At 69.8% G+C, this 10,899-nt stretch carries 11 protein-coding genes; 5 read left to right on the top strand and 6 right to left on the bottom strand.

Annotated elements, in window-relative coordinates; genetic code table 11:
• The first annotated feature begins 57 nt into the window (after positions 1–57).
• The 3 genes from DVK06_RS00365 (at position 58) to DVK06_RS00355 (ending at position 3,295) form a co-directional block, all read left to right on the top strand.
• Entirely contained in the window at positions 58–609 is a 552-nt protein-coding gene (locus tag DVK06_RS00365) for an LUD domain-containing protein (RefSeq protein WP_121598899.1), read from the top strand.
• Positions 606–2,897 carry an LUD domain-containing protein gene (locus tag DVK06_RS00360; protein WP_121598898.1) on the top strand — a complete coding sequence of 764 codons (2,292 nt, stop codon included), beginning with the start codon at positions 606–608 and terminating at the stop codon, positions 2,895–2,897. The genes DVK06_RS00365 and DVK06_RS00360 overlap by 4 nt, the downstream gene beginning before the upstream one ends.
• A 92-nt stretch (positions 2,898–2,989) precedes the next feature.
• Positions 2,990–3,295 carry a PRC-barrel domain-containing protein gene (locus DVK06_RS00355; protein ID WP_053772364.1) on the top strand — a complete coding sequence of 102 codons (306 nt, stop codon included), beginning with the start codon at positions 2,990–2,992 and terminating at the stop codon, positions 3,293–3,295.
• A gap of 34 nt (positions 3,296–3,329) precedes the next feature.
• Here the strand turns inward: DVK06_RS00355 and DVK06_RS00350 are convergent, their stop codons facing one another.
• The 4 genes from DVK06_RS00350 to DVK06_RS00335 form a co-directional block, all read right to left on the bottom strand.
• Positions 3,330–3,656 carry a hypothetical protein gene (locus DVK06_RS00350; RefSeq protein ID WP_121598897.1) on the bottom strand — a complete coding sequence of 109 codons (327 nt, stop codon included), beginning with the start codon at positions 3,654–3,656 and terminating at the stop codon, positions 3,330–3,332.
• Between the two features lie 46 nt (positions 3,657–3,702).
• Positions 3,703–4,119 (bottom strand): hypothetical protein, encoded by a 417-nt coding sequence (locus DVK06_RS00345; protein ID WP_121598896.1) that lies wholly within the window; start codon positions 4,117–4,119, stop codon positions 3,703–3,705.
• 134 nt (positions 4,120–4,253) lie between these two features.
• A complete protein-coding gene (locus DVK06_RS00340; protein ID WP_053772363.1) occupies positions 4,254–4,949 on the bottom strand; it encodes a hypothetical protein in 696 nt (231 codons plus the stop codon).
• Between the two features lie 85 nt (positions 4,950–5,034).
• Positions 5,035–5,607 (bottom strand): thioredoxin family protein, encoded by a 573-nt coding sequence (locus DVK06_RS00335; RefSeq protein ID WP_121598895.1) that lies wholly within the window; start codon positions 5,605–5,607, stop codon positions 5,035–5,037.
• A 179-nt stretch (positions 5,608–5,786) separates the two neighbouring features.
• Here DVK06_RS00335 and DVK06_RS00330 point away from each other — a divergent pair, with 179 nt between their 5' ends.
• Positions 5,787–6,095, top strand: coding sequence for an AbrB/MazE/SpoVT family DNA-binding domain-containing protein (locus tag DVK06_RS00330; RefSeq protein ID WP_121598894.1), 309 nt, complete (start codon positions 5,787–5,789; stop codon positions 6,093–6,095).
• On the top strand, positions 6,092–6,520 hold the full coding sequence (locus DVK06_RS00325) for a PIN domain-containing protein (protein ID WP_121598893.1): 429 nt from the start codon (positions 6,092–6,094) through the stop codon (positions 6,518–6,520). Before DVK06_RS00330 ends, DVK06_RS00325 begins: the two co-directional genes overlap by 4 nt.
• Before the next feature lie 155 nt (positions 6,521–6,675).
• Here DVK06_RS00325 and DVK06_RS00320 read toward each other — a convergent pair whose 3' ends face one another.
• Together DVK06_RS00320 and DVK06_RS00315 are read right to left on the bottom strand one after the other, a co-directional pair.
• Positions 6,676–7,620: a DUF368 domain-containing protein gene (locus DVK06_RS00320; protein WP_121598892.1), complete on the bottom strand. Its 945-nt coding sequence runs from the start codon at positions 7,618–7,620 to the stop codon at positions 6,676–6,678.
• 91 nt (positions 7,621–7,711) lie between these two features.
• Entirely contained in the window at positions 7,712–10,852 is a 3,141-nt protein-coding gene (locus tag DVK06_RS00315) for an oligosaccharyl transferase, archaeosortase A system-associated (RefSeq protein WP_121598891.1), read from the bottom strand.
• Positions 10,853–10,899 lie beyond the last annotated feature (47 nt).

The raw sequence follows: 10,899 nt of genomic DNA, 5'->3' as shown, positions 1-10,899 counted from the left end.
GTTCGCGTCTCCGAGAAGCGCCGCAACACCCTTATGTCGACCGGCGAAGTGACCACCATGTCGCTCGCAGACACGTCGACGTTCACGGGTCGACTCGACGACCTCGGCGTCGCGGTCTCGGCGGGGCCGTCCGCGGAGTGCGCGGCCATGGTCGAGGCGGCCGCGGGCGAGCCCGCGGTCGGGGTCCCGCTCGACCGGTCCGGGCCGGCCGCGTTCGCTGACTCGCCCGCGACCCTCCCGGAGCGGATCGAGACGGAGCCGACCACCGCCGACCTGCGCGGGGCGCACACCGGCGTCACGGCGGCGTCGCTGGGCGTCGCCGAGTACGGGAGCGTCGCGTTGGAGGCGGACGCGGCCGGCACGGAGCCGGTGAGCCTGTTCGTCGACCGCCACGTCGTCGTCCTCCGCGAGGCGGACCTGGTCCCCGACATGCCCGACGCCTTCGAGTGGCTCGGGCCGCGGGCGCGCGACGAGTCGGTCGACGTGGTGTTCGCGACCGGCCCGAGCGCGACGGCGGACATGGGCGGGCTCGTCCACGGCGCGCACGGGCCGAAGGAGGTCCACGTGGTGCTGCTCCGCGAGGACGACCCCGCGGAGGGGGAGCGATGAGCAGCGACGCCGACCCCGGCACTGCGGACGGGGTGCGCGCCGCCGAGGCGCCGGGCGACCTCGACCGGGAGGCGAAGGCCGACCGGATCCGCGAGCTGCTGGCGACCGAGGGCGACGCGGTCGCGGCGAACACCCGCGGCTTCAACGAGGGACGCTACGAGTCGACCGCCCGCCTCGACGGCTACGAGGCGCTGAAAGACGAGGCGCGGGCGATCAAGGAGGACGCGATCGAGCGCCTCCCGGCCCTCATCGACGAGGTGACGGAGACGGTGGAGGCCAACGGCGGGACGGTCTACCTCGCCGACGACGCGGCCGACGCGAACCGGTACGTCCGGGAGGTGGCGGCCGAGCGCGGCGCCGAGCGCGCGGTGAAGTCGAAGTCGATGACCTCCGAGGAGATCGAGGTGAACGACGCGCTCGCGGAGGACGGCGTCGAGGTCGTCGAGACGGACCTCGGCGAGTGGGTGCTCCAGCTGGCCGAGGAGGAGCCGTCGCACATCGTGGCGCCGGCGATCCACAAGTCCCGCGAGGCCATCGCCGAGCTGTTCGCGGAGCGGTTCGACCCCGACGACCCGCCCGAGACCGCCGAGGAGCTCACGATGTTCGCCCGCGAGCGGCTCGGCGAGCTGATCGAGGACGCCGACCTCGGGATGACCGGTGCGAACTTCATCGCGGCCGACTCGGGTACCATGCTCCTCGTGACGAGCGAGGGCAACGCCCGGAAGACGGTGACCGCGACCGACACGCACGTCGCGGTCGCGGGCGTCGAGAAGCTCGTCCCGACCGTCGAGGACTTCTCGCCGTTCGTCGAGCTGATCGGGCGCTCGGGGACCGGCCAGGACGTGACCTCCTACATCTCGACGCTGACGCCGCCGGTGGACTCGCCCGTGCCGGACTTCGCGGCCGACGAGGAACCCCTGGCCGACGGCTCGGAGTCCGACCGCGAGTTCCACCTCGTGCTCATCGACAACGGGCGCCTGGCGATGCGCGACGACGAGACGCTGAAGGAGACGCTGTACTGCATCCGCTGTTCGGCCTGCTCGAACGCCTGCGGTAACTTCCAGAGCGTCGGCGGCCACGCGTTCGGCGGCGAGACCTACTCCGGCGGCATCGCGACGGGTTGGGAGGCGGGCATCGAGGGGCTCGACACCGCCGCCGAGTTCAACGACCTCTGTACCGGCTGCTCGCGCTGCGTCCCGGCCTGTCCGGTCGGCATCGACATCCCGTGGATCAACACCGCGGTCCGCGACCGGATCAACCGCGGCGAGGCCGACCCGAGCCAGCTCGACTGGGCGTTCGAGGAGCTCGTCCCCGACGAGGAGCCCGGCGGCCTCGACCTCGGCACGCGGCTCGTCGGCAACTACGCGACGCTCGCGAAGTGGGGGCACAAGACGGCGCCGGTCGCCAACCGGCTCGCGAACGTCGGCCCGCTGCGCGCGGTCGCCGAGCGGGTCGCCGGCATCGACCGCCGCCGCGACCTCCCCGCGTTCGCGCGCGAGTCGCTCGTGGAGTGGTTCGAGACCCGCGGCGGCCCCGCGGTCCCGGCCGACGAGGCGACCCGCGAAGCGGTCGTCTACCCCGACACCGCGACGAACTACGTCGACGTCGCGCGCGGCAAGGCGACCGTCAGGGCGCTGGAGGCGCTCGGCGTCCGCGTGCTGGTGCCCGACCTGCCCGGCAGCGGTCGCCCGCCGCTCTCGCAGGGGATGGTCGCGACCGCCGAGGCGGCCGCCGAGGACCTGTACGCCGGGCTCGCGCCCCACCTCGACGCCGGCCGCGACGTGATCGTGATCGAGCCGAGCGACCTCGCGACGTTCCGCCGCGAGTACGAGCGCTTCCTCCCGGCCGACTCCCACGAGCGCCTCGCGGCCGCGAGCTACGACGCCATGGAGTACGTGTTCGGCCTGCTGGAGCACGGCGCCGACCCCGCGGCGCTGCGCGCGCCGAGCGAGGGGACCGGCCCGGTCGCGTCCGGGAAGCGGCTCGCCTACCACCCGCACTGTCAGGCGCGCACGGTCGAGGTGGGCGAGTACGCGACCGCGACCTTCGAGCGGCTCGGCTACGACGTGCGCGTCTCCGACACCGAGTGTTGCGGGATGGCGGGCTCGTTCGGTTACAAGACGGACTACTACGAGCTGAGCGTGGACGTGGGCGAACCCCTCGTCGAGCAGTTCGGCGGCACCGACCGCACCGTCGTCGCGGCCGGCACCTCCTGTACCGAACAGCTCGACGACCTCCTCGAGGCGTCGCCGCTCCACCCGATCGAAGTGATCGCGCCGCGGGAGTGACCTCCGCCACGGCCGCGCGGCTCCTCCCCCGCGTCCGACGCGCGTCGTTCGACAACGAACGCTTATTAGGCGCGCTCGTGACCGTATCGAGTATGAACGCAGCCCCCGAAGAGATCACGTCGCTCGTCGGCCGCGAGGTGTACTCCAGCAACGGCGTCTTCGTCGGCGAAATCGAGGACATCCAGCTCGACTTGGACGCCCGCGCCGTGACCGGCCTCGCGCTCGCCGAACTCAACCACGAGCTGTTCGCCGGGCAGGTGAGCGGCTCGACGGGCGTCATCGTCCCGTACCGCTGGGTCCGCGCGGTCGGCGACGTCGTCCTGATCAACGACGTCATCGAGCGCTACGACGCCGGCGAGTCCGACGAGGAAGCGAGCGAGATCGCCGAGTCGCGGTAACCGGGTCGCGCCCGGGGAGCCCCGCCCGCCCGGCTCAGAACGGTAACGCGTCGCGCAGACTGGCGATCACGCCGCGCTCCTCGCGGCGCGCCTCGTCGAACACCGGGTAGAGCGCGTCGAGGAACGCCGTCTCGTTTTCGAACCGCTGTTTCGGCACGCGGTCCAGCGCGTCCGCGAGCGCGATCGACCGCCCCTGTGCGTCGTAGGGCACCTCCTGGTCGCCGAGCGCGTCGCGGAGCTCCGCGGCCGTCGCGGGGAACGACACGTCCGCCTCGTCGAGCCGGGCGTCGAGCGCGGCGATGCCGAACTCGATCGCCTCCGGTTCCTTCGTATCGCCGCCACCGGGTGGCCGTGCTGCCATTGCGACGGGATACTCCCTCCGACGGCTTGAAACCCCTGCTCTCGGCTCACTCCGGCACGGACTCCGTCGGCGGGACGGCGTCGACGACGGCGAGTTCGACCCCGTCCCCGGCCCGGTTGAAGGCGGCGACCGAGTCCGCGTCGTACGGCGGGACCGCGACGATCACCACGCCCGCGAGGTCGTCGGTGCGGGAGACGCCGAGGAACCCGTCCGGGTGCGAGAGGAACCGCGCGCCGCCCTCGCCCGCCGGCGTGCCGAGGTCGACGCCGAACACGGAGCTGACCGAGCTGCCCACCGACGGGAGCGTGAAGTGCGTCACCACCGGCGTCGCCGGGTCGAGCCCGAGGTCCGCCTCGAACTCCCCGGCGGGCGTCGCCGAGAGCCGGACGTTCACCTCCTCGGGGTCCTCGCTCGCGGCGCGCTCGCGCAGCACGGTCAACAGGTCGCGGGTGACGTAGATCACTGGGCGCCCGCCGCTACGGGACGCATTGGCAAAAGGTCACGCACCGCTCGGCCGACGTCGCAGCCCCGGAAAGCCGCCGCGCCGCCGCGGGGCCCCTGAAAACCGCACCGGCGCCGCGGCACGGCCGTCCCCGCTCAGAACGGTAGCGCCGACGCGAGCGTCTTCGCGTACAGGCCGGGCGCCTTCGACCGGGAGTCCGAGAGGGCGTCCTCGACGGCGACGGCCGCGCGCTCGTGGACGCCGACGCCGTGCCCGGTCAGGACGCGTTCGGGGTCGAGCCCCGAGAGGGCGGTCGTCGGCGGCGTGAGCCGCAGCATCGGGTGGACGCCGAGTCGCTCGCGGTCGCCCCGGAAGTACGACGCGGTGCCGAGCGACTCGGGGACGATGAGCGTCTCGCCGTCGAAGAGCCCGACCTCCTGCCACGGCGGCAGCGAGGAGTCGCGGATCCGGAACGCCTCGAAGCCCGTGTCGGCGAGCCGCGAGCCGAACCGCTCGACCTCGACGTCGGGGCCCAGCTCCTCGGCGACGCCCGTCATCCACTCGGGGACGTACACGGGAACGCCGTGGCGCGCGGCGACCTCGCCGCTGTCGCGCACGTGGCGGTCGAGCCCGACCACGACGCCGGCCACCTCGCCGAGGTCGTCGAGCAGCTCGTCGACGCCGGGCGCGTCGACCGGGTCGACCACCCACACGTCGGCCGCGCCCGTCTCCTCGTTGTCGACCGCGAACGCGTGGCTCGCGCGCTCCATCGTCTCGTCGGGGTACGCGATCCAGCCGACGCCGCCGTCGTAGCGATCAATCTCGTGGAGGTCCGGCTCGCCGCCTTTCATGCCCATACCCTCCGTTCGGTCCGGACCCTTGTTAAGCCGTCTCCGTCGGAACGCCGTTCCGGCAACGGATCGCGCGTCCGAGATCCTACTCGGCGGCGGCCTCCTCCGGCCACTTGATCGAACAGCCGCGCGAGGGCCGGTCGGGAACTTCGACCTCCTCGCCCGCGAGCACGGCGTCGACCGCGTCGCGGACGTAGCACTCGGTCGGCTCGTCGTCGGGGTTGAGCGCGTCGTCGAGGCGCCCGTGATACCGGAGCCGCCACGCGCCGTCCTCGCGGCCGAAGAGGAACGGGTCGGGCGTACAGACCGCGTCGTAGGCGGCCGCGACGTCGCCGGTCTCGTCGCGGAGGTACGCGTCGTACGCGACCGTGCCGTCCGCGACGGCCTCGCGCATCGCCTCGAAGGAGTCCTCGGGGTACTCGTCGGCGTCGTTGGGGTTGATCCCGACGACCGAGAGGTCGTCGTACTCGGCCGCGAGCTCGTTCAAGAGATCGATCTTCGCCTTCGCGTACGGGCAGTGGTTACACGTGAAGACGACGAGCAGCGCGTCCGTCTCGAAGTCGTCGAGCGCGTGCGTCTCCCCGTCCGTGCCGGGCAGTTCGAAGTCGGGCGCGGCGTCGCCGCGGTCGAGTGCCGAGTCGGATTCCATCTGAACCATACGTGACCGTACGCGCGGCAGCCGAAAAGGCGTTGCGAGCTACTTCAAGCGTCGAGTCAGAGATCCACGACGAGCCGTACACTCGAGAGCGGGGAATCAAAGACTTATCTGATCTATTACTCACTTAATCCAACGCTAGTATTTTATATTGGTGAACAAAAGTAATAATAGAAAATAGTATGAGTGAGACAGAGTCTGAAAAAGTGGTGTCCGTATCGTCGCGCGGACAAGCCACAATCCCGAAGGAGTTCCGCGAGGAGTTGGGTATCGACACGCCCGGCCGTGTGAAGTTCATTCGGACTGAAGAGGGCGACATCGTTGTTCGCCCCATCCACTCGGTTACAGACCTGCGTGGGATTCTGGAAGGGAAAACCGACGAACAGGGGCGTTCAGCAACCGAGCGCCTCCAAGCGGAACGGACAGCGGACAACGCCAGTGAAGAAGAGTTGCGGCAGCGCTACGCCAGTGACGACGAGGCTGACGCATGACGGACGGGGCTGGGATTCCCGAAACGATCGTCTTCGACGCCGAACCACTCATCGCCTATTTTTGTAACGAACCGGGGAGCGACACCGTCGAAACGTACGTTGACGCCATCGAAGGCGCAGCAGACGGCTACATCTCGGCGGCCAATCTTGCCGAGGTCCACTATATTGTGCGGGCGATCGACGGTGAAGAGCGCGCTGATGCCGTCGTCGACGTCCTCGAGGAAAGTGGCATCCGCCGCATCGACACCGAACAGACATGGGCGCTAGCAGCCGATTTCAAATTCCGCCACTCGCCGGCACTCGGTGATGCTTTTGCGCTCGGGACAGCAGCGCACGTCGACGGGGCGCTCTTGGTCGGTGCCGACGGCGACTACGACGACGTCACCGATGTTCCGATCACTCGGTTCCGGACCGAACCGGCTTGACTTCCTCCCACGACCGTCGTGGACTCTCTCCTCTGTTCACTGTGGGGTTGGCCAGAACCGGGGCCACCGACAATGCCACGCAATTGGGGGTGGGTTGGTGACGACGGACAGACTGTGACCTGCTTTCCCTTCTTAACCACGACCGGACCCGCTGCTCAGTACTCGATGGTCGCCGAGTAGCGGTTCAGAACGGCCACGAGCCCGGCGCCGAGAAGCGCCGCGAGCGCGAACCGCGGCGCGGCCGCCCGCCACGACTCGCCGCTCTCGGCTAACCGCGCGGACACCTCCACGAGCGGCGCGCGCAGCGCGCCCACGACCAAGCTCACGAGGAACGCGATCGTGGCGGCCCGCGCCCGCGACAGCGCGTAGCGGACGGCGTGCGCGATGGTGAAGAGGCCGCCGACGCCGCCGAGGAGGAACGCCGCCACCGGCGGCAGCGTCTCGACGACCGCGTCCGCGCCGTTCCCGAGCGCGGCCGCGCCGACGCCGTCGACGAACCGCGCGACGACGCCGGACATGTACTCGTACTGGCCGAGGACGATGAGCAGCAGCGACCCCGAGACGCCCGGCAGCACCATCGCGCTGACGGCGACGCCCCCGGCGAGGAAGACGACCGGGAGCGGGCTGCCGAGCGCGGTCGCGGCGACGCCGGACGCGAGGAAGGCGAGCGCGAAGCCGGCGACTGCGGCGGCCTTCCGGCGCGCCGTCGAGAGGTCGACGTCGCCGAGCAGCACGGCCGCGCTCGCCGCGATCAGCCCGAAGAAGAACCCGTACGTCGCGACCGGCTGCGTCTCCAGCAGTCGGTTCACCGCGCTCAACACCGTCACCACCGCAGTCCCGATCCCGGCGCCTAACACGAGGAGGAAGCCGCCGTCGACCTCGCGGAAGGCGGCCCGCGCGTCGGCGCGGCCGCCCGGTCGCACCCCGCCGAGCACGCGGCGCGCCCGGTCGGGGTCGACGGCGGTGACCGCCGCGATCAGCCGCTCGTAGATCCCGACGATCAGCGCGATGGTGCCGCCGGAGACGCCCGGGACGGCGTCGGCGCTCCCCATCGCGACGCCCTTCAGGTACAGCGTCGCCCAGTCGCGGAGGTCGGCCATCTGCTCGCCACAAACGGGGCCGCGGTAAAGAAGCGTGTGATCGGACGGCCGCGTCGACCGCGGGCGCCGAGATCGCGGTCGGGTTCCGTGGTCAGTTCGGTACGGTCGCCGCCGTCGCGGTCGTCGCCGCCACCGGTTCGACGCCGGTCAGCGATCCGGCGTCGGTGGAGTTCGTCGAGTCGCCGCCGTCGCTCCCGCTGTCGCCGTCGACCGGACACTCGGGGTCGCCGCTGGGACAGTCGATGATCCGCTCTTCGAGCTCGACCGTCGCCGTCGCGTCGTCGGCGCCGACGACCTGCCCCTCGGTCACCTCGACCTGTCCGAACCGCTCGGTGGTATAGAGGTCGTCGTCGGTCGTCGCCGCCGTGGTGACGTTGTACGGCCCGGTCGCGCGGACGCTCGTGTTCGTGTACCCGTTCTCGGGACCGAACTCGTCGTACCCGGTCGTGGAGTACGGGAGCGTGAACGCGAAGTTCCCGTCGTCGTCCGCGGTCGCGTACTGCGTGTACTCGAACGTCTGCCCGTTCGGCTTCCGCAGCTCGACGGTCGCCTGGACCTCTTGGCCGGGCGCCGCGCCCGACCCCTCGACGGTCGCGCCCGGCACGCGCTCGAACGTCTTGACGAAGTCGTCGCGGAACGCGCCGAACAGCGACTCGCCGAAGGTCGCCTGAAGATCGACGCCGAACCGCTGTGAGAGGATCTGCGCCTGCTGGGCGTACGGCGACCGCCCCGGCGCCTCCGTGGCGTGGACGAGGCGGTAGTGTTCGAGGGCGTCCAGCCGCTCGGAGGGCACGCCCATCACACCGCCGACCTGCGCGGAGCCGTCCGCCTCGACGTACGACCGCGCGGCCGAGAGGTTGTCGAACCGTCGGATCGCCTGCCCCTCGCTGGGTAGGACCTTGATATCGACCTGTTCGCCCGACTGGGTCTGTGCCGTCTGCGGCTGCCAGTCGACGACGACCGGCTGCGGCTCGACCGCGCTGCCGTAGTGCTGGTAGAGCCGGATCATCTGGCTCTCGTGGTAGCGCTGCGTGCGCGTCTGGAGCGCGCCGCGGAGCCCGCCCTGCTGGCCCTGTGGCCCTTGGACGCGCTGATAGAGCAGCTCGTTGAAGTCGCGGGCCGTCTCGTTGCCCGAGTAGAACGTGACCGGCGCGTTGAACTTGGAGTTCGGCGATGCCATCTGCCAGTCGACCATCACGTAGCGGGTGTTGTTCCCCTCCGTGCTCTGGCTCGCGAGCACCTCCGCGGCTTCTTCCTCGCTCGGCGCGAGGAGGTAGTCGGCCGCTTCGCCCGCGTTCTGCTGGAACGGGTTGGCGTTCGGAATGCGTTCGGCGCGGGTGGTTATCCAGTGGCCGTAGTCCCACCACGACTGGACGCCGTAGGCGCCCTCCGGGTACTCGAAGTCGCCGTCCGCGGGTCGCTCGTAGGTGCCGTACAGCTCCATCGGGTTGTTCGCGCCCTCGAGTTCGCCCGGCTGGGGCGTCTCGTCGTTCATCCACTGGAGGCTCTCGTCCCACTGGACGACGCTGCCCGGCTGGCTGGAGTTGCCCGCCTGCCACACCGGCGTGGCGACGCCGACCAGCGGGACGATGAGGATCGCGATGACGGCGGCGACGGTGAGCACCTGCCACCCTTCGATCTCGCGGACGGCGTCGAGCGAGGTGAGATCGAGAGCGTCGAGCGCGACTTGGAGGAAGTACGCCGTGCCGACCGCGACGACGACGGCGAGGTAGTAGTTGAACCGGACCTGTGTGAACGCGGCGCTGCCGATGAACGCCGCCCACACGACGAAGTACAGTTCCTCGGCGTCGTACTCGACGAGCAGCGTCGCGCCGACGAGGAAGGCGGCGGCGATGAGGAGGCCGATCACCTGCCAGTCGACGCCGATGACGCCGCCGATCGCGCCGTACGCCTGTGGGACGGCGTAGACGGAGCCGACGACCGCGAGCGCGGCCGGAATATACAGCGTGTGGTTGGTGTCGTTGGAGCGGTACAGCGGCCGCGCGACGACGTAGAGGACTGCGGCAAGCGCGAGGAAGAAGGCGAGCCCGTACTGCGAGAGAACAAAGTTCGAGAACGAGGCCTCTTGGAGGGGTGGCTGTGCCTCGCCGATGGTTCGGAACTGTGCGGTGGCGCTGAACCCGACGAAGTTTAAGAGGTTTTGTGTCAGCGTCGACCAGAGCGATGGAACCGCGAGCCAGACGAAGCCCGCGGACGCGAGGATGAGTCCACCCACCGCAAGCGGGTAGGTTGTTGCGTCGATGTCGCGCGACTCCCACTGCCGCGCGAGCCAGCCGAGGAATACGGAACCGAGCGCGACGCTAAGTGGGAGGACTACTTGAAGGAGTGAGTACTGGGTCGGAGTGAACGACAACGTGTCAAGTGGGACCAATTGCATTGTCCCGGCGACGGTCATGGCGACCGTCCCGACGAACGCGACCGGTTCGGGGCTCTTCTCGTGGTAGACGTCGCTCGTGATCTTCACTGCGAGGAAGACCCCCGTGATACCGACCAAGAGGACGCCCGGTTGCCATGTCCACATGTACAGGCCGAGCGCGACGCCGGCGGCGGCCGCGAAGGCCAGCGGGCCCCTCAGAGCGTCCCAATCTTGGTCGGCGATGAGTTCCCACACCGGCTTCTCGCGCTCCGCGATGCCGAAGGCGACGAGGAACGCGAGGACGGCGGTGCTCTGGAAGAGCACCTCGGCCGCGCTGTGGTCGGGGAACCCGACGAGTGAGTACCGTAGGAAGGTGCCGGAGAACAGCGCGAGCGTCGCCGCTCCGACGAGCGCGGGAACGCGGTTGACGAACCGCCGCGCTATGAAGTACGTCGGTACCGCGACGAGCGCGCCGACGATGGGGGCCATGACGAGCATGGCCTCCTCTGTGCTGCCCATGATCGGCCGGGCGATCCAGACGCCGACCGCCATGATGTGGTCCCAGAGCGTGCCGAACTGCCCCGCGTTATACCCGAACGGGAAGCCGGTCCACGGGTCGTACGACATCGTGTTCGGCCAGTTTTCTAGGAGGTACGTCGTTTCGCGTAGGTGATACCACGCGTCGTTACCGCGGAAGTACACGTCGCCGTCGCGGACGAAGTTCCCGTATGACCGGATCCGCGTCCACAGCATGACGGCGAACACGCCGACGAGAACTGGGACGTGGAACCAGCGTTCGAGGAGGTCGAGCGGGGACGATCCCGAACCCTCGGACGAGTCCTGTTTCTGGCTCATTACAAAATGCCACTGTGAAAACGCGCTTAAGACTTGTTATATACGCG

The organism is Halorubrum sp. Atlit-28R (assembly GCF_003665955.1).
In the GTDB taxonomy this organism is placed as follows: Archaea; Halobacteriota; Halobacteria; order Halobacteriales; family Haloferacaceae; genus Halorubrum; species Halorubrum tropicale.
Note: the sequence above shows the minus strand (reverse complement) of the source record. Positions and strands in the feature narration are given on the sequence as shown.